We start from the raw sequence: 23,909 nt of genomic DNA, 5'->3' as shown, positions 1-23,909 counted from the left end.
AGTTGCAAATATACACACAACTACTGAAGTAGCTGTAAACCGGATAGTTACACCTACCTTTTTTTCCGGCACTACATTAAAATTTAGACTTTTGACTACTTTTATAGACATTACGTTACATAAAACACTTTTTCGTTCACTTACTAGCCTGCATCCGTAAATCCACGGCTTTTGCCGTTCGGGTTACCGGTGCCCGAACCCTATGCGCCAACGAGCCCTGACGCTGCTTTTTTTACTGACGGCTATGTTTTTCAGCCTCCGCACCATGGCCCAGACCGGTACCCTTACCGGCCGCTTTACGGACCAGAAAAACAGCCCGCTTGTCGGCGTCGCCGTTATCCTGACGGCGCAGAAGGATACCACCCAGAAAAAGTTTATGACTACCGATACCACGGGGGCGTTCCGGTTTACGGGCATTAACCAGCAGACATACCGCCTACAGGCTTCCTACATTGGTTTTGACAATGTGGAGCAGGTCGTTGATCTGACCGGCGAAACACTGCAGCTCGGGACACTGATCATGAACGAGAATGCGAAGAGTCTTCAGGAAGTGGTGGTGAAGGCACAGATTCCGCCCTCGCAGATGAAAGGCGATACGCTGCAATACAACGCCGATGCTTTTAAAGTCAATCCTGATGCTACCACCGAAGACCTGATGAAAAAGATGCCGGGCATTACCGTGGAGAACGGGCAGGTCAAAGCCCAGGGCGAAAACGTACAGCAGATTCTAGTCGACGGGAAGCCGTTTTTCGGCGATGATCCGTCTATTGCCATCCGGAACCTGCCCGCCGAAGTAGTCGACAAAATCGAAGTTCTCGACAGGCTCAGCGATCAGGCTCAGCTGACTGGTTTCAACGACGGCCGGACGACCAAAACAATCAACATCGTAACGAGGAAAAATAAGCGGAAAGGTGTTTTCGGGCGGTTATCGGCAGGCTACGGCACCAACGATAATTACTCGGCGGGCGCAAATGTCAATGTCTTCAACGGAGAACGCCGGATTACTATCCTGGGCCTGTCGAACAACGTAAACCAGCAGAACTTTACAGGCCAGGATGTGGCCAGCGGCGGTGGTGGCCGCGGCGGCCAACCCAGCGTCGGGCAGCAGGCCGGTATCAACACAACCAACTCCATCGGCCTCAACTTTTCTGACCAACTCAATAAAAAGCTGGCCGTCCGCGGCAGCTATTTCTACAATAACACGCAGAACCACAACGACCGGTCGATTGTCCGGCAGTATTTCCTTGCCGAAAATGCCAATCAGTTTTACCGCGAAAATTCCATGAGCCGGACCAACAACGGCAATCACCGGGTAGACCTGCGGCTGGAATACAACATGAACGATAACAACTCGTTTATTTTTACCCCCCGGTTCCGCACCCAGAATAACTCCTCAAACCGGACCGTGGCTGGTATAACATCCATCGCCGACAGCACGTTGCTGAACCGGACGAACAGTACCTATTACACGACCAATGAGAGTCTGTCGTTCGGGCAGAACCTGATTTACCGTCATAAATTCGGGAAGAAAGGCCGGTCGGTTTCGTTTAACCTGGGCACCGATATTTCGACCTCGGAATCGGTAAATAACCAGCAGTCCCGGAACGAATATTTCAACAAAGGCTATCGTTTACAGCGGATCGACCAGCAGACAACGAATACCTCGCCGAGTTATCAGCACTCACTGAACATCAGCTACACTGAGCCGATTACGCCCAAAAGTTTGCTGCAAATCAGCTACCGGGGTTCTTACCGGAACTCCGACTCAGACCGCCGGACCCGCAAACTGGATACACTGACGCAGCGCTATACGATCATCGACTCCCTGCTGTCAAACTCATTTGCCAACGACTACCTGACCAATCAGGCGGCGGCCAATTACAACTACCATACCGAAAAAGTAGGCATCATTACCGAGCTGTCGTACCAGCGGGCCGACCTGATCAGCCAGCAGAGTTTCCCGCGGCTGAATCATGTCCGGGCTACGTTTGATAATCTGTTGCCGGCCGTTACCATTGACCTGCGTCCTAACCGCGAAAACCGGTTCCGGCTGGTTTATAATACCAATACCAACGCGCCGTCGATTTCGCAGCTGCAGAACGTAATCAATAACACAAACCCGCTGTTCCTGACAGCCGGTAACCCGAACCTGAAACAATCGTATAATCACTCGTTCTCCAGCCGGTATACCCTGAACAAGCCGGCTACGTCGAAGAGCTTTTTTATCTCGCTGGGGGCCGACATGACCCGGAATTACATCGCGAACTCGACCCAGATCAGTGACGGGACCATCCGCCTGCCCAACGGTCAGCTCGTCGGTCAGGGCGTGCAGCTGACCCAGCCGGTGAACCTCGACGGTTTATGGAGCCTCCGCTCATCAGCCACGTACGGGTTTCTGATTAAGCCGATTAAAACCAATTTCAACCTCAGCGCCGGTTACACCTACAATAACTCGCCGAGTCTGATTAACCGGCAAACCAATTTTTCGCGTAGTTCGACGTATTCGCAGGGGGCAACCATCAGCAGCAACATCAGCGAGAAAATCGACTTTACCGTTTCTTACGCCCTGAACTACAACCAGGTGCACAACACCATCCAGTCGAAGCTCGACAACAGCTATTTCTACCGGACGCTGAATGCGCGTGTCAACTGGATTTTCTGGAAAGGCATGGTCTTCCAGAGTGATCTGACCAATCAGCAGTACCGCGGCCTCTCCGGTGGCCTGAACCAGCACTACACCCTCTGGAATGCGGCTCTCGGCAAGAAATTCCTCAAAAACCAGCGCGGCGAACTCAAAATCGTTGTGTTTGACCTGCTGAAACAGAACGCCAGTATCAGCCGCTCGGTGTCGGATACCTATTTGCAGGATACGCAGTCGCAGGTATTACAGCGCTATTTCCTCTGCACATTTACCTACACCCTGCGGCAGTTTAACGGTGGCGGGAACCGGGGCGGCAACGGCAACCGCCAACAAGGCGAGGGCGGCAATTTCCGCCGGAACGGCGGCGAAGGCGGTCAGGGCGGCGGCGGCGGTTTCCGGCAGCGGCAAGGCGGCGGTTTTTAATTTTTTTCACACCAGACAGGTATTTACGTTCCCTATTCTGCTATTTCTAAAAGACAGGCCTGCCAGTCAAACGGCAGGCTTTCTTTTAACCCTTTTCGCAACGTAATCGTACCTGATGCTGCTCAACCGTTTTCTTTTCTTTAGTCTGCTTTTCGTTTTTGGCTTTGTACACGTACATGCCCAAACAACCGTTAAGCTGGCCTCGCCGGATGGCAAAACCCGTGTGGACGTTACCGTAACGGCAGATAAACAGCTGGTATACCGGCTGCTGGTCAATAAGACAGCCGTTGTTGACTGGTCGGCTCTGGGCCTGCAGCTGCGCTCCGGCAGTATCGGTACCGATGCGTCAATCGTTACATCATCTACGCGGACAGTTAAGGAAACCATTGCCTGGCCACTGGGCGAAAACGACCGGATTCAGAACCAGTTTACCGAAACAACCGTCAGCTGCCGGTCGGGGGCGACTCCGTTTCAGGTCATCTTCCGGCTTTATAACAACAGCCTGGCGTTCCGGTATGTCCTCACGCAACCGGCCGGTGTCATCTCCCGTGAGCTGACCACGTTCCGGTTTACGGGTCCGTTTACCCTCTATCAGTACAATGAGGAAACGGTATTTACCCCTACCCCCATTGATGCCTTTAGCAAAACCAGTGATTTTCCGACGACCCTGACCAATGGCAAGCTGTTCGTTTCGGTCGGGGAGGCAGCTAACCTGAGCTATACGAAAGCTGTCCTCGAAAAAGGTGCTACGGATAATACACTGGCTGTCAGCTTCAAAAAAGAATACCGCGACCTGAACAAACCGGATTCGGTACAGACCGGGGATCGGTTTACCAGCCCGTGGCGTACCGTCAGCGTGAGCCCGACGGCCATCGGCCTGCACGCGTTCAGTGACCTGGCCTTCCGCTTATCGCCCCCACCGGCCGGCGGTATCCCGTCGTGGGCAAAGCCCGGCAAGCTGATCCGTTCGTACCTGACGACACAGAACGGCATTGACTGCATTGATTTTGCCCAAAAGCATAACCTGCAATACATCATGTTCGATGCCGGCTGGTACGGCGCCGAATTCCGTGGTTCTTCCGACCCGACTAAGGTTATCGAGGCCATCGACATGCCGAGGGTGATCCGGTACGGAAAACAAAACGGCATCGGGGTGATTCTGTACGTTAACCGCGTTGCTTTACGGGCTAAGCTGGACTCTATCCTGCCGCTGTACCAGCAATGGGGCGTTGCGGGGCTGAAGTTCGGGTTTGTCGACGGCGTGAGCCAGGAAGGCATTCAGTGGCTGGCACAGGCCCTGCCGAAGGTGCAGGCCCACGGCTTTATCCTTGATATTCACGACAATTACAAACCGACAGGCCTCAGCCGCACCTACCCTAACCTGCTGACGCAGGAAGGCATCCGCGGCAATGAAAATAATCCGGATGCCTATTACAACACCGTGCTGCCGTTTACGCGGTTCCTGGCCGGTGCTGCCGATTATACCTTTTGCTATCCGAACCCCAACAAAGCCTTCAGCGATAACCTGCGCAAGACAAAACTACAGGTCAGCAAAGGCCAGCAGCTGGCCCTGACGGTCGTTTATTTCAGTCCGTTACAGGCCATGTTCTGGTACGGTAACCCGAATGATTACACCAATGAAGGCGAAATTGAGTTCTTCAGCCGTGTGCCGACCGTCTGGAATGAATCACATTATCTCTCCGGTGAGCCCGGACAGCACATTGCCGTAGCAAGACGACAGGGAAAAACATGGTATCTTGGTGCCGCGGCGGGACTTAGTGACTGGTCCGGAACGCTCACCCTGAGCTTTCTCGACAAAGGCAAGGCCTACACCGCTACCATTTACGAAGACGATGGTGCCGACAGCATCCGCAAACGTACTATTGCCGTAAAAAAAGGCGATGCGTTTCCGGTACAGCTGGCCGCGAAGGGCGGGCAGGGCGTCGTGATTGACCCTAATCCCTGATCGCTCATGAGGCCGTTACTGTTTTCATTATCAAACCTTTGTTTGCTTTTGGTCTATGCTACCGGTTCAATAGCGCAGACGCTTCCGGATCCGCTGTTGATGGCGAACGGGAAACGGGTGCAGACTGCCCGCCAGTGGACCAGAGAGCGCCGCCCTGAACTGCTGAAGCTTTTTGCCTCGGAGATGTACGGACAGGCCCCACCCCGCCCATCCGCCATGCGGTTTGTTGTCGTTGACGAAGACCGGCAGGCCCTCGGCGGACTGGCCACGCGGAAGCAGGTGGTGATCTACTACAACGGCACCCCGCAGGGCCCGCAAACCGACGTGCTGCTCTATATTCCCAATCAGGTGAAAGGCCCCGCACCGGCGATTGTCGGGCTGAATTTCTGGGGCAATCACACCATCCATCCTGATCCGGGCATCCGGCTGGCAAAGTCGTTTGTCGAGTCCGGTAAAAACAACCCGTACATCGACCTGAGCTGTGTGCAGCACAACCGCGCCACCGAAGCCTGCCGCGGCACCAATGCCAGGCAATGGCCGGTCGAAAAAATCCTGAAGGCAGGGTATGCGCTCGTGACTGCCTACCGCGAAGACGTGGCGTCGGATAACGCAGCCTCGACCCTGACGACGGGTGTGCATCAGTTGTTTCCGGCCTACCAGCAGCGGCCCGATAATTTCGGTACAATCGGTGCATGGGCCTGGGCCCTGAGCCGGATCATGGATTACCTCGAAACCGACAAGGCCATTGACCGGCAGCACGTGGCGGTATTTGGTTGGTCGAGACTCGGGAAGGCAGCGCTTTGGGCCGGTGCGTCAGACCCGCGGTTTGCGCTCGTGATCAGCCACGAATCCGGAGCGGGCGGGGCCAAGCTCTTTCATCGGGGCGTTGGGGAGAATATCCGTCGCCTCTGTACGGTGTTCCCGCACTGGTACGCCAAAAGCTTCCGGCAATACATGGATAAAGACACCCTGCTGCCCTTCGACCAGCACATGGTGATCGGCCTGGTTGCGCCGCGACCGGTCTATATCGGCAGCGCACAGGACGACAAAGGCGCTGATCCGGCGGGTGAGTTTGCATCGGCCGTGGCGGCAACGCCGGTGTACAAGTTCTTTGCTACCAACGGTTTACCGGTGTCTACCCTGCCGCCGCTGAATCAATCGGTACAGGGACAGATTGGCTACCACATCCGGCCGGGCGGCCACGACGTGACGGACTACGACTGGGAGCAGTACCTCCGGTTTGCCGACAATCATTTCCGGAAGCGCTGACCAGGCAGGTAGATCAGCGGCCGGCCAGAAAACGTTAAAGGACTGGATACAGTTCGTAAAACGTCATTGGGTCAGGCAATAGCCTGGCCCAATGACGTTAATTCTCAGCTTGTTGTTTACCGGTAGATGCGCTACGGACAACTGCGGGCTACCGTCACGGTCATCTGCGCCGGAACGGACGAGCCGCACCCGCCCGCTGTTCCGGCCTGAAGGATATAGGTGCCCGGCACACGGACATCAAACGCCACCGGCTGGTAGCTACCGGCCGTCCGGTGTACCTCACTGAAGACGTAGCCGTTGGGTCCGGAGAACACAAACGTCTGGCCGTTGCCAGCCCCCCGTAACCGGACAGGGCACCCCGATTCGTCAGCGGTCAGCTGGCTGATTGTTGACGTTTGGGTAACCGTTGGCATAAACTTCTGGATACGGTGATTATTCCGGTCTGCCACATAAACCGAGCCCATGGCGTCAACTGCCAGACCGGATGGGTTATCCAGCTGATTTGCTGATAACCCCGATACACCGGATGTCCCGCCGACGGTAATACCAGGCGTTCCTTCCGTCGAATTCGGAGGAAATTTCTGTATCCGGTGGTTATACCACTCTGCTACATAAATGTAGCCCGCTCCGTCCACAAACACGCCCAGGGGCGCTTCCAGCTGATTATTGGCAGGTCCGGCGTCTGCCGTTATGCCGGCTATCGTGGTCCCATTGTCACCCCCAACCGAATTCGGGGGAAATTTCTGAATACGGGAGTTCTTGGCATCAGCAATGTAAACGTTTCCTGAGCCATCTAGTGCCACACCGAGCGGGTAATAAAGCCGGTCGGGGGATGAGCCAAAGCTGGGCAATCCACTAATCGTCATGCCGGCAATCGTGACCCCGTTGTCGCCCCCAACCGAGTTCGGACTAAACTTCTGAATACGGTGATTGTTCTGGTCAGCGATGTAGATATAGCCGCTGCCATCAACGGCCAGGGCATAGGGCTTGTTTAACTGGTCCGGACCATACCCGCCGGTACCGGTACCGGCCACCGTGACTCCGTTATCCCCTCCTACCGAGTTCGGGCTAAATTTTTGAATACGGTGATTCTCCGAATCGGCAACATAAAGATTGTTGTTTGCATCTACGGCAAGACCGGTTGGCTTGTTCAGTTCGTGCGGTCCGCTGCCGGCCGAACCTGTGCCGGCGACAACCGTACCGGCGCTGCCTGAGGTTGCATTCGGGGCAAACTTCACGATCCGGTGATTCTCCGGATCAGCGACAAAGATAAAGCCAGCCGCATCCAGTGCGACCCCGGCCGGCAAATGCAGTAAGGCAGGGGTGGTGCCGCTTGTACCTGCTGTTCCGGCAACAGTAACGCCCGGACAGCTCTGTGCCAGCGCTGGTTGTATCAGCGTGATTAGTGTCAGCAACGTACCGGCAAGCCGTCTGAGCAACGATTGTTTTTTCATACCTGAGTGTTCTTCAGAAACCTTTATTTCACTTCTACTTCAGCGCCGGCGGCTTCAATGGCCGTTTTGATGCTGGCCGCTTCGTCGCGGCTGACCTGCTTGGCGAGCACGACCGGCGCCGCCGCAACAATCTCCATCGCCTGGCGCTGGTGTATGCCGAAATAGCTGACGAGTGCTTTGGTAACGTGCGCGGCCGTTGAGCGGTCTTTGGGGCGCAGCAGCGTTACGGTTACGTATTTTTCCTGCACCTGCACGGTGATCGTTTCAGGTTGAGCGACCGGCAGTAGTGAACCGGACAAAAGGGCAATAAAAAGCAGCGTTTTCATGGTTTCAGAGAGGTTTTAAGGGATTATTCAACAACATCAACAAAGTCCTGCGGGCGCACTTTAAACTTCGGCCGTTCGCCTTTCGGCACAATGACAATCAGGTCGGCAGAGACACGGGAACCGTTTTTCAGGAGATAGCCCCCTTCAACTTTCGTGGTGGTTCCGTTGTTGGTATAGGGTACAAAAAACGGCTTTGCCTTTACGTTTGCGCCTTTCGACGTGAGCCGTTTGCCGGTGGCATTCACGCATTCAAACCGGGCAATGGCCGACGGATCGCCTTCAAAAATGCTGTTCAGTTCTTCGCCTGCCTTTTTGAAATAAATCAGCATACAGCCGCTTTTATTCTGAGCCGTTACCGACACTTCATAGCGCGAATAGGATTCCTCATTGCGCTCATTTCTGACCGTATAGCTGAACTCCATTCCGTTGCTTACTGTAGGCTTGTCTTCCGTAAGATCAATAGCCGACTGCCCCTGCACGTTCCAGGCGAGCAGCATACCAACAATTGTCGTAAATACTTTTTTCATAGGGTAAATCTGACTTATCAGAAAGGTTGTAAAATCCGGCTAGCAGTAATCTATTGTTTTCCAGCCTTTGATAGCCCGAAAGTAGTTTAGCCTTTGCAACATCATCGGACCGGTTTCACGAAATGTTGTCCCACGTCCATGAACCGCTTCTTTGGCTCCATAAATCCTGATACGTTTTTTTTTCGTAATATTCCGGACAGTAACCAATTTACAGACCACCATCTGGTTTACCCTATGCCCATCAGTGTACTTATTGTCGACGACGAGCCCGCCGCCCGGTCGCTGCTGCGCCAGCTACTTACCGACCATTGTCCGGCTATCCGGACAATCAGCGAAGCGGGAGATGTCCGCAGTGCAGTCAAAATGATCAATAACCAACCGGTTGATCTGGTTTTTCTGGACATTGAAATGCCGGAAGAGAACGGATTTGCCTTGTTTGACTATTTCCGGCAACCCTCGTTTGAGGTAATTTTCTGCACGGCTTATTCCGAATATGCGCTCAAGGCTTTTGAGGTTTCTGCGGTTGATTACCTGCTGAAGCCCGTTAGCATTTCCAAACTGATTGCCGGTGTAGAGAAGGCAAACAGGATTATCGGCCAGAGTCAGATCAGCCAGCGGGCAGCGGTGTTGCGGGAGAATCTGAACGTGACCAAACTACAGAAGATTGCGCTCCCCATGGCCGACAGTCTGCTGTTCGTGCAGCTGGACGATATCTTTTTCTTCGAAGCCGACGGCTCGTATACCAATGTCATTACCCGCCAGGGCAAAACGCTGGTAAGCAAAAAAATAAAGGAATTTGATGAGCTTCTGGCCGACGACGAGCGCTTTTACCGTATTCACCGCTCTTATCTGATCAACACGCATCAGATCCGGCGCTACAACAAAAAGGATGGTGCTACGATCGAGTTCGATAATGGCCTCAGCACCCCTATTGCCCGTGAAAAAGTAAAGGACTTCGACGAGTTTATCGCCGGTATCCGCGTATAATCCGCTTACAAACCCACCCGACTAAACCCTGATTATGAAACAGTTTATCTGGCTGGCGGTCATGCTGTTTGCATGGCTTATCGCGGCTCGGCCTGCATTGGCACAGAAATCGTACGAAACGCTCTTACAACAGCTAAAAAAACACCCGCAGGCCGACACGGTGCGCGCCGAGATCCTGATTGATGCCTGCGTGGCCGCCACGTTCCGGTCCGACACGACGGTGCTGAAAATGGCCACTGAAGCCAACCGGATTGCCAATACGCTCGGGTATGAACTCGGACAGATCCGGTCGCTCAACTGCCTGGGTAACTACTATTTCAGCCGGTCGCTTAATGATAAGGCAACCCAATACTATATGCAGGCACTGCGGCTGGCCGAAAAACGGGGTGATTACCGCAACATCGTGATCGGCAAAAGCAACCTGGCCAATGTCTTCTACCACAACAGCGACAATGCCCGCTCCATCCGCCTGCTGACCGAAGCGGACCAGTTGCTGGTACAACACCATGACACGGTGAGCCAGAACCGCGCGGCAATTCTGACCAATCTGGCCAATGCCTACGCGCAGCAGAAAGAATACGTCAAAACCATCCAGGTATACGAACAGGTCCTGCACATCTGCCGCAGCCAGGGGATCGGCTTCGGGATCGCGCTGACCCTCGACAACATCGGCAAAACCTATTATGACCTCGGCCAGTTTACTAAGGCCTTGTCATACCTTGAAGAGGCAAAGACCGAAATTGAACGGCATCACGTTGATTTTGTACGCGCCAAAAACCTGAATAATCTCGGCCGTACATACCTCAGTCTGGGCAATATACCGCAAAGCCTCCGTTACTTCCGGCAGGCAGAGGCCATTGCCCGGCAGACCGGTGATAATGAAGGCCTCATGGATATCTATTTTGCACTACAGCAGAGTTACCGGAAAAGTAATGACTTTAAGGCAGCCTATCTGGCCCTGAATCAATATATTTCTCTGAAAGACAGCTTGTTTACGATTCAGAAAGACAAGACCATTCAGGAGCTGAACACCAAATACGAGACCGAAAAGAAAGACCACGCGATCCGGACACTGGCTCAGCAGAAACAAATTACGGAACTGGAATCCGAGCGCAAAACGGGGTTAATTTATACCATGCTGGCCATAGTGGTTGCGCTGTCTGTAGTCGCCTACGGGCTGTTTGCCCGCTTCCGGAGCCGCAAACAGCGCGAACTGCTGACAACACAATTACAGGAAGCCGAGCGCCGTATCGCCATTGAGCAGCAGGCGCGGGACAGCGAACTGAAGGCCCTGAAAAGCCAGATGAACCCGCATTTTATGTTCAATGCGCTCAACAGCATTCAGGAGCAGTTTATGTATGGCGACAAGCAGGTGGCCAACGAGCAGATGGGCAATTTTACGTACCTCACCCGCCAGATTCTACAGGTCTCGGGCAAGAAAAAAATCAGCCTGGCCACCGAAACCGACATCCTGACGAAATACCTGGAACTCGAAAAAATGCGGTTTCCGCAGGATTTCACCTATCGCATCACCCTGAGCGACGACCTCGACGAAGATTACCACCAGCTCCCGCCGATGCTGGTACAACCCTTTGCCGAAAACAGCATGAAGCATGGGTTGCTGCATAAACCAGGGCCAAAGGAACTCAGCATTGCCTTTGCCCTCTCGGAAGACGAAGCGTTTATTCTCTGTACGGTGGAAGATAACGGCATCGGCCGGGCGCGTTCGGCGGAAATCAAACAGCAGAAAGGCCCCGCCCGCCATGTTTCGTTTTCGGTTTCAGCCACCGAAGAACGGCTTAAATTACTGGATCAGACCGGCAGCAGCCAGCCGATGATTCAGTTTGACGATCTGGTATTTCCGGATGGCAGCGCGGCAGGTACCCGCGTCACCATCCGGATTCCGCTGGGTTGAACTCTTCAGACAGGCATTTTAACCAGTTGCAGGTTATCTTATTGACACTAATCAGGATTTAGTTTTACCACATAGACCCATAGGGCACTTAAGAAACGTAAACTCTTTGTTTTCTATGTGTCTATGTGGTAAAATCCCCCTTTAAGCATTACGGCAATGCAAAGGCGACATACTGATTGCCTTTGGGTGTGCCCAGTTTCTGGCCCCCGCAGGCAATCACGACGTATTGTTTTCCGCCAATCTGATACGTAACCGGCGTGGCAAAAGCCGCTGCCGGCAGTTTGGTTTCCCAAAGCAGTTTCCCCGTCTTTTTGTCGAACGCCCGGAACTTGCCGTCTTTGGTAGCGCCGATAAACAGCAGACCGCTGGCCGTAATAACCGGTCCGCCGTAGTTTTCGGTGCCGGTTGTCGGGATGCCTTTGTCTTTCAGCGCCTGCACCTCGCCAAACGGAATTTTCCAAAGATAGTCGCCCGTATTCAGGTTAATGGCGTTCAGCGTTCCCCACGGCGGGGCAATGGCCGGCAGCCCCTGACTGTCCAGAAATTTGTTGTAGCCCGTGCTCCGGTATGGCAACCACGGCTTTTTCGAGGCCACTGCCGACGTGACTTCTTTCTTTTCCTCGCCAAACAGAAACGCCACCAGCGCCTGTTTTTCGTCGGCGGTCAGGGTTGTAAAGCCCGGCATCATGCCCTTGCCGTTGCTGATCACCTGCGTCACGGCGGCGCGGTCGCGGCGACGGCCAATGTCGACCAGCGACGGGTAGCCGCTTTTAGCGTTGCCTTTGCGGTCGGCCCCGTGGCAGGGCGTACAGGTTGTGGTATAAATTCGCTCGCCGGTCGGCAGATGGGCCAGAGCATCCTGCTTCGGCGTATCGACCATCGTCAGAATCCAGGCCATTTCGTTGCTGTTGACATACAGAATCCCCTCCGGATCAGCGGCGGCCCCGCCCCACTCAGCGCCCCCGTCGAAGCCGGGGTAAATGATCGTTCCCTCACGGCTTGGAGCCGCAAACAGCTCTTTGCGGTATTTCCGGAAGCGGGCCACCAGCGAGTCACGGTTTTCGGCGTAAGGGCTGATGTCGTTTTCGGTCAGCGTGTTCACCTGCCGCGCATAGGGAGCCGGTTTCGAGGGCAGTGGCTGGGTCGGCCACGTCACCTCGCCGGGGATGGTCGATTTCGGGGCGGCTACCTCGTTGATCGGAAACAGCGGTTTACCGGTTACGCGGTCAAAGACAAACACATACCCCTGTTTCGTCACTTGTGCTACCGCGTCGACCCGCTTCCCGTTGTGGTTCAGCGTCACCAGATTCGGCGGGGCCGGAATATCGCGGTCCCAGACATCGTGGTGGATAAACTGATAATGCCAGAGCCGTTTACCCGTCTGCGCATCCAGCGCCAGCAGGCAGTTGGCATACAGGTTCTGCCCCCTCCGGTTGCCGCCGTAGAAATCATAGGACGCCGAGCCGGTCGGTACAAACACAATGCCCCGTTTGCGGTCAACCGCCATGCCCGACCAGTTATTGGCCGCGCCGACATCAGTGTTTTTGTACGCTTCTTTCGGCCAGGTCTCATAGCCGGGTTCGCCCGGATACGGGATGGTATGAAACGACCAGGCCAGTTTGCCGGTGCGGACGTTAAACGCGCGGATATCGCCGGGCGCGGCATCGGCTTCTTCTGACAACCGCACCGGCATAATGATCAGGTCGCCGAACAACGTACCTGGTGTATTCGAAATAATGAATTTGTCTTTGGCAGCTGCCGGTAAGCCCGTATGCAGATCCACCTTGCCGCCGTCCCCGAAGCTCTGGACCGGTTTCCCGGTCTTTGCGTCGAGTGCCCATAGATTTGGCCCGACGGTATAAAGAATCCGCCGGTCGCTGCCGTCCTGCCAGTAGGTAACCCCACGGCTGGTACTGGCCCAGCTCTTCAGCGGGTCGCCGAACCGCCACACTTCTTTGCCCGTCTTCGCGTCGAGAGCAAACGCCTGCACGGTACTGGTCACCCCATACACCAACCCGTCAACCATGATCGGGCTGGTCTGCATCTGGCCGGAATCAGGCGCCGAGTAGGTCCAGGCAACGGCCAGACGGCCCACATTGTCTGCGTTAATCTGCGTAAGGGGTGAGTAATGATTACGGTCGGGGCCACCAAGGTATTCCGGCCAGTCAGTGTCTTTTTCGTCGGAGGACGGGGCGTAAAAAGCGGCCGTCAGCAAACAACCGGCGGCCAGCAGCACGTAACGGAACATAAGGTCAGGAGTAGGTTTACGGGCATAAGCGGCGAAACGGAGCCGCCTACTTTTTTTACCGGAAATTAGGCATTCAAACCGGTAGAATGGTACTATTTCTACGTTTTATTCCCGATCAATATTTTCTTTTCCTGAACGATCAAACTTCCGGCCTGCGTATGAAACTCTACTGGTTTAGTGGTTTGCTGTTGCTGTTTACGGTGACCGCCTGCACACTCAGTTCGCTGTTTACCGATGAGAAAATCAGTTATAACGAGCACATCCGGCCCATCTTCAACACAAAGTGCATCACCTGCCACGGGGGCATCAAACAAAGCGGCAAGTTCAGTCTGCTGTTCAGGGAGGAAGCGCTGGCAAAAGCCAAGTCCGGTAAATACGCCATCATTCCGGGTGATGCCGACAATTCGGAACTGGTTAAACGGTTGCTGACCGATGACCCCGAACTCCGGATGCCGCAGGAACACCCGCCGCTATCGGCCGACGAAATCAAGCTGATTAAGACCTGGATCAATCAGGGGGCCGAATGGGAAGACCACTGGGCGTATATCCGCCCCGACCGTTCCCTGCAACCACCCGACGTTGACGATGCCACGGGGATTGATGCCTTCGTCCGCGACCGGCTGAGCAAGGAAGGACTGACACCTTCGCCCGAAGCCGACAAGGCTACCCTGCTCCGGCGGGTCAGCCTCGACCTGACCGGCTTGCCCCCGACCCCGCAACAAGCCGCTGCCTTTCTGGCCGATACTTCGCCGGAGGCTTATCCGAAACTGGTTGATCAGCTGATCCAGTCGCCGCAATTCGGCGAACGCTGGGCCTCGCTCTGGCTCGATCTGGCGCGTTATGCCGACTCGAAAGGCTACGAAAAAGACCTCGAACGCAGCATCTGGCTCTACCGCGACTGGGTCATCAAAGCCCTCAACCGCGATATGCCGTTTGATGAATTTACAGTGAAACAGCTGGCCGGTGACCTGCTCCCGGCCTCCGACCCGAAAACAGCCGACGACCTGCTGATTGCCACGGCTTTCCACCGCAACACTATGTCGAACGACGAAGGCGGCACCAACGACGAAGAGTTCCGGAACATGGCGCTGATCGACCGCGTCAGCACGACCTGGGAGGTCTGGCAGGGCACAACCATGGCTTGTGTGCAGTGCCACAGCCATCCCTACGACCCGATCCGCCACGCCGACTTTTACAAGTTCATGGCGTATTTCAACAATACACAGGACAAAGACCTCTACAACGAAAAGCCCAAACTGTACACCTTCACCCCTGACAACGAACTGCGGGTGAATAGGCTGATGACGTGGATTAGGGCACAACCGGCCGCAAAACCGTATATGAGCCATCCGCAGCAAGGCGGTCTTGGGCAACAGCGGCAGGCCCTGCTGTCGGCCCTGGGTTACCGGCGGATTGAAGCCGAAGATTTTGACAGTACCAGCCGCCACATTGAGCTGTTCAACAACCAGACGACCATCATGCAAACCACCGAGGGGGCTTTTGTGGCTTACGACAACGTGGACATGACCGGCGTGACGCAGATTTCGTACAACTATACTACCTCGTTTACCTCGTTTCTGGAACTGCATCTCGACAAGCCCGACGGTCCGCTGCTCAGCCGGCTGAAAATTCTGCCGGCGCAGGAAGGCGATCCGGCCTCGTGGGGCAGCTGGAAAACCTTCCGGACCATGACGACGCCCATCAAACCCACCACCGGCCTACATACCATTGTGGTGGTCTTCCGGAAAGACAAGGAATTCCGCAGCGACCTTGTACACCTCGACTGGATCGAGCTGGGCGTGGCCGGATCCCCGATTCAGCGCGCCAAGGCCCTACGGGATTCAGTGGTGCAACTGGCGCAGATTCCGGCCGTTTCGACACCCGTCATCATCGAACGCCCCGAGAGCCGCAAACGCACGGCCCATGTTTTCATCCGCGGCAACTGGCTGACCAAGGGCCCTGCCGTTACCCCTGCCCTTCCCGGATTTCTGGCTAACCAGAACAGCGGGCACACCAACCGCCTCGACATGGCCCGCTGGCTCGTCAGTCCGCAGAATCCGCTGACCGCCCGCGTGATGGTAAACCGGTTCTGGGAACAGCTTTTCGGCATCGGTCTGGTCGAAACGCTGGAAGACTTCGGGACGATGGGGGCCAAACCCAGCCACCCCGAACTGCTCGACTGGCTGGCGGTTCAGTTTCAGGACGAGTACAAATGGAGTGTAAAGAAGCTGCTGCGGTCGATGGTGTTGTCGGAAACGTACCGGCAATCGGCCAGAACAACGCCGGAACTGCTGGAAAAAGACCCGCGTAACCTGCTGCTGACCCGTGGTCCGCGCGTCCGGCTGAGTGCCGAGCAGATCCGCGATCAGGCACTGGCCGTCAGCGGCCTGCTGAACACCGAACGCTATGGCCCGAGCGTCCGGCCGTTTAACCCGGCTGACCGGGGCTGGGAACATGAAAAGCCCGAAAACCGGCACCGGCGCGCGCTGTACACGTTCTGGCAACGGACCAATCCCTTTCCGTCGATGGTAACCTTCGACAGTCCGCAGCGCAATGTCTGTGTCTCGCGCCGTGTCCGGACCAACACCCCGCTGCAGGCCCTGACAACGCTCAACGATACGGTTTATACCGAAGCCGCGCAGCATCTGGCGCAGTTTATGAATAAATCCGGCCGGACAATTCCCGACAAAATTGCCGCCGGTTACCGCCGGATCATGTTCCGGCAACCGGCACCGGCCAAGCTTGTACTGCTCGAAAAACTTTATACCGATGCGTTACCGCCACGGCGGAAACCATCCCCCGTACCCGACCCCAATGCCCTGGCGCTGGTGGCAAATGCCCTGTTAAACCTCGACGAAACCCTGACCAAATGAAACGGATCTCACACGCCGACGAAGCCCTGTTTTCGGAAGCCACGTTTAATACACGTCGTCATTTTCTAAAGCAATGTACGTCAGGACTGGGCTCGCTGGCCCTGTTGTCATTGCTGGACAGCTGCGGGTCAGGGCAAGCCAAAACTGACCTGGCCGACAATCCGCTGAAGCCGATCACGCCGCCGTTTGCGCCGAAAGCAAAGCGGGTGCTGTTTATGCACATGGAAGGCGCTCCCTCGCAGCTGGAGCTGTTCGATTACAAACCCGAACTGGCGAAACTCGACGGACAGCTGTGTCCGCCGTCGCTGCTCGAAGGCAAGCGGTTTGCGTTCATCAAAGGGGTTCCGAAAATGCTCGGGCCACAGGCGCAGTTCTGCCAGTACGGGCAATCGGGCACCTATTTGTCGGAGTATTTTGAGCACCTTCCCAAAGTGGTGGATGACCTGACGTTTCTGAAGGCCATGCATACCGACGAGTTCAACCACGCGCCCGCCCAACTGTTCATGCATACGGGCAGCCCGCGGCTTGGTCGCCCGAGTCTGGGGGCGTGGGTCACCTACGGGCTTGGTTCCGAAAACCAGAATCTGCCCGGCTATGTCGTCCTCGTTTCAGGGTCGGACCCGAGTGCCGGCAAATCGGTGTGGGGCAGCGGTTTCCTGCCGACGGTCTATCAGGGCGTGCAATGCCGGTCGATGGGCGAACCGGTACTGTACATCAAAAACCCGTCGGGGGTCAGCGACAGCCTGCGTAAAAAATCCATTGAGGTCATCAATCAGATTAATGAGCTTGAACATCAGGAAATCGGCGATCCGGAGATTCTGAGCCGGATTTCGCAGTACGAACTGGCGTACCGGATGCAGTCGGAAGTACCGGAAACGATGGATATTGCCGATGAGCCGCAATGGGTACAGGACTGGTACGGCGCCAAACCCGGTAAATCGTCGTTTGCCAACAATTGCCTCCTGGCCCGTAAGCTGCTCGAAAAAGGAGTCCGGTTTGTGCAGTTGTTCGACCGCCGCTGGGACTCCCACGGCACGGATGCGGGCAGCGGCGTCGGCGAAGGGCTCCGCAACAACGTCCGTACCATCGACAAGCCGATTGCGGCCCTGCTCGAAGACCTCAAGCAGCGCGGGTTGCTCGAAGACACGCTGGTGGTCTGGGGCGGCGAGTTTGGCCGGACGCCGATGATGGAAAACCGCGCGGGGGATAACGATTCGCCGTTTAAGGGCCGCGACCACCATATCGACGCCTTTACGATGTGGATGGCGGGCGGTGGCCTGAAGGCGGGGTACAGCCACGGCGAAACCGACGAAATCGGCTATTACGGGGTCAAGGGCCGCACGCATATTCATGATCTGCAGGCCACGATTCTGCATGCACTGGGCTTTGATCACGAAAAACTGGTGTTCCCGTTTCAGGGCCGGAACTTCCGGCTGACGGATGTCCACGGACAGGTTATCCGCGATATTCTGGCGTAATCCCTCATTTTAATAATCAACTTACGCGCTGAGCAGTTTTAGAGACAGGATTAAAGGGATTTTTTGACAGGATTACAGGTTTTACAGTTTTTTTTATACACATCCTGCAATCATGTCAATCCCGTTTTTGACAGGATTATGGATCCTGTCCAATAATCAGTATTAATGCTTCTCAGACGTATGAAAAACACCCCGACTAACCTCGATCAGCTGTGCGTTGACACCATCCGGCTTCTGTCGGTTGACGCTGTTCAGCAGGCAAATTCCGGCCACCCCGGCCTGCCCCTCGGCGCCGCGCCGATGGCCTATGTGTTATGGTCACGCTTCCTGCGCTTCAACCCAAAGGACCCGAACTGGCCCGACCGCGACCGGTTTGTTCTGTCGGCAGGCCACGGCTCGGCCCTGTTGTACAGCCTGCTCCACCTCTTCGGCTACGACCTGTCGCTCGATGACCTGAAGCACTTCCGGCAGCTGCATTCGAAAACACCCGGCCACCCGGAATCCAACCTGACACCCGGCGTCGAGGTAACAACCGGCCCGCTCGGACAGGGGTTTGCAAATGGCGTCGGCATGGCTATGACCGAAGCCTTTCTGGCCGCAACCTACAACCACGACGGCCATACCGTCATGGACCATTATACCTATTCCATCGTCTCCGACGGGGACCTGATGGAAGGCATTGCGGCAGAGGCCGCGTCGCTGGCGGGTCACCTCAAGCTTGGCAAGCTCATTTACCTCTACGACGACAACCTGATTTCGCTCGACGGCGATACCAGTCTGGCCTTCACGGAAGACCGCATGGCGCGTTTTGCGGCCTATGGCTGGCACACGCAGCAAGTCGCCGACGGCAATGACCTCGAAGCCATTGATCAGGCCATCCGGGCGGCACAGGCCGAAACCGAACGCCCGTCGATCATTGCCGTCCGGACCATTATCGGGTATGGTAGCCCGCAGCAGGGCACCAGCAAAGTGCACGGCAGCCCGCTGGGCGAAGAGGGCGTAAAAAAGGTAAAGGAGTTTCTGGGCTTCGACCCCGAGCAATCGTTTGTCGTACCCGACGACGCCGGCAAACACATGGCCGATGTTGGTAATCGCGGCGCCTCCTTACAAGCTGACTGGCAAAAGCGGTTCGATGCCTGGCAGGCTGAATTTCCGCAGCAGGCCGATCTGTTTACACGGTCGTTTCACTATGACCTGCCCGACAACTGGGATGAGGACCTGCCGGTCTTCACCCCTGCCGACGGTAAACTGGCCACGCGGCAGGCATCGGGCAAAGCCCTGACGGCCATCAAAAAGCGGGTGCCGTTCGTTTTCGGCGGGTCGGCCGATCTGGCGTCTTCTAACGATATGCCGACGGCAGGCGACGTCAGCTTCCAGCCGGGGCATTACGAAAACAGCAACATCTGGTTTGGCGTGCGGGAACATGCGATGGCGGCCGCTCTGAACGGCATGGCCCGGCATGGCGGCGTACACCCGTATGGCGGCACATTCCTGAACTTTTCCGACTACATGCGCGGAGCCTTCCGGCTGACCGCCCTCGCCGAATCGGCGGCCACGTTTGTGTTTACCCACGACAGCATCGGCCTCGGCGAAGACGGCCCGACCCACCAACCCATCGAGCAGTATGTCGGGCTGCGGGCCGTCCCGAACTCCATCGTCATCCGGCCGGCCGATGCCAACGAAACCGTAGAAGCCTGGCGGTTTGCCATGACGCACCGCAGCGGACCGGTGGCCTTGTTGCTTTCGCGGCAGAAGCTTCCGGTGCTGGATCAGGAAAAATACGCTTCGGCAAAAGGCGTTCACAAAGGCGCCTATATTCTGAGTGAGGCAGACACAACCCCGCAGCTTATTCTGATTGCGACCGGATCAGAAGTGTCGCTGGTCCTGGACGCGCAGACGCATCTGGCCCAAAACGGCATTCCGACACGGGTAGTGAGTATGCCGTCGTGGGAGTTATTTGATAAGCAGGATCAGGCGTATCGGGATGAGGTGTTGCCCCCGGATTGCCGGAAGCGGCTGGCCGTCGAAATGGCCTCGCCCATCGGCTGGCATAAATACGTCACCGACGAGGGCCGTATTCTGGGCATGACGCACTTCGGACTGTCGGGACCTGCCGATGAAGTAATGGCTTATTTTGGTTTTACGGTGGATAACGTGGTGCGGCTGGCCAGAGAAATGCTCGGCTAAGCAACTATTTGTCACTGGTTAATCAGAACCAACCAGCCGGTTGTGTGTCCTGCCGGCAGGGCGCACAACCGGCTTTCATTTCACCCCTCACAATCCCCGCAGCGGGAACAACATTGGTACTTCTTTCCGGTAATGCAGATACTCACTGCCGAATTCGCGGATCAGCTTTTTTTCCTCGAAGTAAATGCCGGTCCGGATGTAGATCATTGCCCCCAGGCAAAAAAGAAGGTGTTTCATGTCCGGTTGCCGTATAAACAAACCGGCCAGGGCAATGTAAGTGGCCGTATAGAGCGGATGACGGACGTAAGCCAGCAGCCCTTGCCGGCGCAACGATGCCGGACCTGCCGGTTGCGGGTCGGTTGCCGGCCACCCTACAAATTCAGCCAGGTTATAATGCCGCAGCGCCAGCACTCCAAGCACCGTTCCGGTCAGGATCAGGCCGTTCCCAAACCACGCTACGGGCTGCATTAACTGCATCGGATCAACGGGCGTAAAACGCAGCAGGTAGAGCAGAGGCAGAAAAGTGATCGCGGCTATGAGGTTATATATCAGCCGGTAATAGCGCGCCGGCATAACCGCTTGTTGTACGTACTGTTTGATCCGCTGCGCGGCGAGGAGACTGTGTACTGCCCCATACAGCCCCCAGCCGGTTATGATTAATACATAAGTCATTTGCATGTTGCAGGATTATCGTTTTCGGGAAAGTATTTGGCGAAACCAGCGTATTACCGACAACGTAACCGGCCGGATCGTCTGGGTGGTTTCCTTAAATTCTTTACCCAGTTCGACATCAAATGCTCTGGATTTGCTGATCGTCAGTCGCTGGGCCGTATACAGGCTTTGATGGCCGGACATCAGAAAACTGATCACGCACGATACCGCCGCATAGGGTGCTACCGTGGCCCCGAACAATTCGACGGCCAGAATGCTGGCAGAGATCGGTACGTTGGCGACTCCGGCCAGCACACTGACGAAACCAATCGCCGCAAACGTTGACTGATCTGCCCCGACAAATTGGCCATAGGCGCTTCCGGCCGTTGCCCCGATAAACAGCATGGGCGTAATCACACTACCGCTCCGGCTGATACTCAGCGTAAGGATAGTGAACAGGGCTTTCAGCAGAAACGCATACGGCACTACCGCCTCGCCACGGATAGCGCCTTCCATCAGGTTCAGGCCAAGGCCCAGATAGTCGCGGGAGAACAGCAGGGCCAGCCCTACCAGCAACGCACCGCCAACCAGGCCTTTCAGCGGACGCCATACCGGGATGGTACCGACCAGCTCCGTCGCCTGTTTAATGAGCCTGATCAGTAAAAAGGCAATGATGCCGAAAAACACGCCCCCCAGCAGCAGCCGGACGAAAAACCCTTCTTCAAACGCCGGTACAAAATGCAGCGGATAGTAAAAAAACGTCACCCCCAGACCCGATGACACCTGATAAGCCGTGATCGAGGCGACAAACGCCGGCAGCAGTACATCATACAGAATCACCCCGACCGCCAGCAGCTCGATGCCGAACAACGCACCTGCCAGCGGAGCGCCGAAGACACAGGCAAAACCGGCACAAAAGCCGCAGAGCACCATTTTCCGCCGGTCAATGTCATCAACCTTCAGAACATTGGCACACAGACTGCCCAGCCCGGCCCCGATCTGCGCACACGGACTTTCCTTACCGGCCGACCCGCCGGTGCCTAAAATCAGCATGACGTTGATAATCTTTGTCGGTACAAAACTACCCTCAATCCGGCCATGATTATTGTTGATGGCGGCAATCAGCGCATCCGTGCCCAGGTGTCGTTTCAAGACAAACTGACTGAGTAGATTAGCGGTAAAAAAACTAACTGGCAGCAGGTAAAACACCGATTCATACTCGTTGCTCTGCTCAATGATGTAGTGAATCAGTTTGATGAATCCGGACGCGGCAAAACCGGTCATCCAGCCAATAATGGTGGCCAGTACGATCCATTTCAATACCGACAGGAATAATAAAAACTCTTCTCTGATATCCATATGCGTTACCCGGAATCCCCTTACTTTGCAACCAATGGTCATTACATCCTGTTGTGTACCATATACCTTACAAACCCGCTTATGGAGACATCCCCGAAAAAATCAACTAACTGGCTGCAATATATCCTGATGGCCGGCTTTATCCTGATCCTGTTTTTCACCGATTTAGGTAGCAACATCCGGACCGGTGTTCAGCAGCTTGTCCTGAAAACGGGCGTTAAAAACGCCCCGACCGACGAACCGGCGTCCGCTCAGGCCGGAACCACCACGGGCGGCTACCCTGCCCTGAATCTGGTCGATGCCGGGGGGAATGCCGTTTCGCTGTCTCAATTTAAGGGTAAAGTTGTTTTTCTCAATCAATGGGCGACCTGGTGTCCGCCCTGCAAAGCCGAAATGCCCGCCATTGAGCGGCTGTACCAATCGCTGGATAAAAACAAGGTTGCTTTTGTGATGCTCTCGCTGGATGATGACTTTGTTACGGCCCGCGACTTCGCTAAAGCAAAACAGTACACCATGCCGGTTTTCGGGCTGGCCGGTCCGATGCCACAGGCGTTTGAAACCACCGCCATTCCGACGACCATTATCCTCGGGCCAGACGGTCAGATTGCCCAGCGCATCGAAGGCATGGCCAACTACGACACTGATGAGTTCCGGAAGTACCTGACGTCGTTGTCTAAATAAGCCAAAAACTCCCCAAGGGTTTAAAACCCTTGGGGAGTTCAGCAAGCCAAACGAGTAGAAATAGCTTAATTCCGCACTTGTATACACAAACCGGGTTTAAAACTCACTCATGAAAAAACTACTTACTTATGCTGCCTGCGCTCTGCTGTTTATGGGGTGCGCCGGATCAAAATCAACTAACTCAACAGGAAGCTGGGTTAAGGTCTTCGACGGCAAAACGTTCAACGGCTGGAAAGTCGGGGCCAACGCCTCTACCTTCAAAATTGAGGACGGAGCCATCGTCGTCAACGGCCCGCGCGCGCACCTGTTCTACGAAGGTCCGTTACAGAACCACGACTTCAAAAACTTTGAATTTAAGGCAAAGGTAATGACCTTACCTGGTTCTAACTCCGGCATGTTCATTCACACCGTTTACCAGGAAGACGGATGGCCGTCGAAAGGCTACGAAATTCAGGTCAACCAGACACACACCGACTGGCGGAAGACCGGCAGCGTCTACGGCGTTCAGGACGTGAAAGAGGTGTTTGTGAAGGATAATGAGTGGTACACCGAGCACATCATCGTGGAAGGTAAAAAGGTAACCATCAAGATCAACGATAAAGTCATCAACGAATATACCGAGCCCGACAATGTGGAGCGGAAAGGCGGCGATGCGCAGAAAAAACTGAGCAGCGGTACTGTAGCCCTGCAGGGCCACGACCCGAAAAGCAAGGTTTATTACAAGGACATTATGATTAAACCGCTGCCGTAAGCACACTACGTTATTGAGCGAATTAGTGAATGTGCGATTGAGTGAATAAGCCATTGACATACAACCCTTCGCTCTCTGGCTAAATCTAATTCTGCTTGCTTACAGTGGTGGGGGGGGTCGGGGGGGGTGGGCCACAAAAACAAAAAAAAAGAAAACAAAAAAGCAAAAAAAAC

16 protein-coding genes are annotated in these 23,909 nt (G+C 55.3%); 10 read left to right on the top strand and 6 right to left on the bottom strand.

Annotated features, from left to right (window positions below):
- The first annotated feature begins 202 nt into the window (after nucleotides 1-202).
- The 3 genes from AC23NW_RS17670 to AC23NW_RS17660 all read left to right on the top strand — a co-directional run bounded on the left by AC23NW_RS17670 (nucleotide 203) and on the right by AC23NW_RS17660 (nucleotide 6,299).
- Nucleotides 203-3,064: an outer membrane beta-barrel protein gene (locus AC23NW_RS17670; protein WP_487450954.1), complete on the top strand. Its 2,862-nt coding sequence runs from the start codon at nucleotides 203-205 to the stop codon at nucleotides 3,062-3,064.
- A 115-nt stretch (nucleotides 3,065-3,179) separates the two neighbouring features.
- A complete protein-coding gene (locus AC23NW_RS17665; RefSeq protein WP_487450952.1) occupies nucleotides 3,180-5,030 on the top strand; it encodes a glycoside hydrolase family 97 protein in 1,851 nt (616 codons plus the stop codon).
- Nucleotides 5,031-5,036: 6 nt separating this feature from the next.
- Nucleotides 5,037-6,299, top strand: coding sequence for a glucuronyl esterase domain-containing protein (locus AC23NW_RS17660; protein WP_487450950.1), 1,263 nt, complete (start codon nucleotides 5,037-5,039; stop codon nucleotides 6,297-6,299).
- A 131-nt stretch (nucleotides 6,300-6,430) separates the two neighbouring features.
- Here AC23NW_RS17660 and AC23NW_RS17655 read toward each other — a convergent pair whose 3' ends face one another.
- From AC23NW_RS17655 to AC23NW_RS17645, 3 genes are read right to left on the bottom strand one after another with little or no spacing between them, the layout of a single operon-like run.
- Nucleotides 6,431-7,753 (bottom strand): NHL repeat-containing protein, encoded by a 1,323-nt coding sequence (locus tag AC23NW_RS17655; RefSeq protein ID WP_487450948.1) that lies wholly within the window; start codon nucleotides 7,751-7,753, stop codon nucleotides 6,431-6,433.
- A 23-nt stretch (nucleotides 7,754-7,776) separates the two neighbouring features.
- Entirely contained in the window at nucleotides 7,777-8,079 is a 303-nt protein-coding gene (locus AC23NW_RS17650; RefSeq protein WP_487450947.1) for a ribosomal protein L7/L12, read from the bottom strand.
- 23 nt (nucleotides 8,080-8,102) lie between these two features.
- A complete protein-coding gene (locus AC23NW_RS17645) occupies nucleotides 8,103-8,606 on the bottom strand; it encodes an ABC transporter permease (RefSeq protein WP_293834076.1) in 504 nt (167 codons plus the stop codon).
- 234 nt (nucleotides 8,607-8,840) lie between these two features.
- On the opposite strand from AC23NW_RS17645, the gene AC23NW_RS17640 reads away from it, so the two are divergent.
- Both AC23NW_RS17640 and AC23NW_RS17635 read left to right on the top strand, forming a co-directional pair.
- Nucleotides 8,841-9,593 carry a LytR/AlgR family response regulator transcription factor gene (locus AC23NW_RS17640; RefSeq protein WP_487450945.1) on the top strand — a complete coding sequence of 251 codons (753 nt, stop codon included), beginning with the start codon at nucleotides 8,841-8,843 and terminating at the stop codon, nucleotides 9,591-9,593.
- A gap of 34 nt (nucleotides 9,594-9,627) precedes the next feature.
- Nucleotides 9,628-11,508: a tetratricopeptide repeat-containing sensor histidine kinase gene (locus AC23NW_RS17635; protein ID WP_487450944.1), complete on the top strand. Its 1,881-nt coding sequence runs from the start codon at nucleotides 9,628-9,630 to the stop codon at nucleotides 11,506-11,508.
- A 148-nt stretch (nucleotides 11,509-11,656) separates the two neighbouring features.
- On the opposite strand, the gene AC23NW_RS17630 is transcribed toward AC23NW_RS17635, so the two are convergent.
- Nucleotides 11,657-13,756 (bottom strand): outer membrane protein assembly factor BamB family protein, encoded by a 2,100-nt coding sequence (locus AC23NW_RS17630; RefSeq protein ID WP_487450942.1) that lies wholly within the window; start codon nucleotides 13,754-13,756, stop codon nucleotides 11,657-11,659.
- Between the two features lie 158 nt (nucleotides 13,757-13,914).
- Here AC23NW_RS17630 and AC23NW_RS17625 point away from each other — a divergent pair, with 158 nt between their 5' ends.
- From AC23NW_RS17625 to tkt, 3 genes are all read left to right on the top strand, one after another.
- Complete coding sequence (locus tag AC23NW_RS17625; protein ID WP_487450941.1) at nucleotides 13,915-16,629, top strand: DUF1553 domain-containing protein; 2,715 nt, start codon at nucleotides 13,915-13,917, stop codon at nucleotides 16,627-16,629.
- A complete protein-coding gene (locus AC23NW_RS17620) occupies nucleotides 16,626-18,107 on the top strand; it encodes a DUF1501 domain-containing protein (RefSeq protein WP_487450940.1) in 1,482 nt (493 codons plus the stop codon). The genes AC23NW_RS17625 and AC23NW_RS17620 overlap by 4 nt, the downstream gene beginning before the upstream one ends.
- A 180-nt stretch (nucleotides 18,108-18,287) precedes the next feature.
- Nucleotides 18,288-20,294 (top strand): transketolase, encoded by a 2,007-nt coding sequence (gene tkt, locus AC23NW_RS17615; protein WP_487450939.1) that lies wholly within the window; start codon nucleotides 18,288-18,290, stop codon nucleotides 20,292-20,294.
- An 87-nt stretch (nucleotides 20,295-20,381) separates the two neighbouring features.
- Here the strand turns inward: tkt and AC23NW_RS17610 are convergent, their stop codons facing one another.
- Nucleotides 20,382-20,966: a methyltransferase family protein gene (locus tag AC23NW_RS17610; protein ID WP_487450938.1), complete on the bottom strand. Its 585-nt coding sequence runs from the start codon at nucleotides 20,964-20,966 to the stop codon at nucleotides 20,382-20,384.
- Between the two features lie 15 nt (nucleotides 20,967-20,981).
- On the bottom strand, nucleotides 20,982-22,304 hold the full coding sequence (locus AC23NW_RS17605; protein ID WP_487450937.1) for a chloride channel protein: 1,323 nt from the start codon (nucleotides 22,302-22,304) through the stop codon (nucleotides 20,982-20,984).
- 81 nt (nucleotides 22,305-22,385) lie between these two features.
- Here AC23NW_RS17605 and AC23NW_RS17600 point away from each other — a divergent pair, with 81 nt between their 5' ends.
- Complete coding sequence (locus AC23NW_RS17600) at nucleotides 22,386-22,985, top strand: TlpA family protein disulfide reductase (protein WP_487450935.1); 600 nt, start codon at nucleotides 22,386-22,388, stop codon at nucleotides 22,983-22,985.
- Nucleotides 22,986-23,094: 109 nt separating this feature from the next.
- On the top strand, nucleotides 23,095-23,736 hold the full coding sequence (locus AC23NW_RS17595) for a 3-keto-disaccharide hydrolase (RefSeq protein WP_487450933.1): 642 nt from the start codon (nucleotides 23,095-23,097) through the stop codon (nucleotides 23,734-23,736).
- Nucleotides 23,737-23,909: the final 173 nt, after the last annotated feature.

Source organism: Arsenicibacter sp. R0_47, assembly GCF_057652235.1.
The sequence above is the reverse complement of the archived record's forward strand: the minus strand, read 5'-3'. Positions and strand labels throughout refer to the sequence as shown.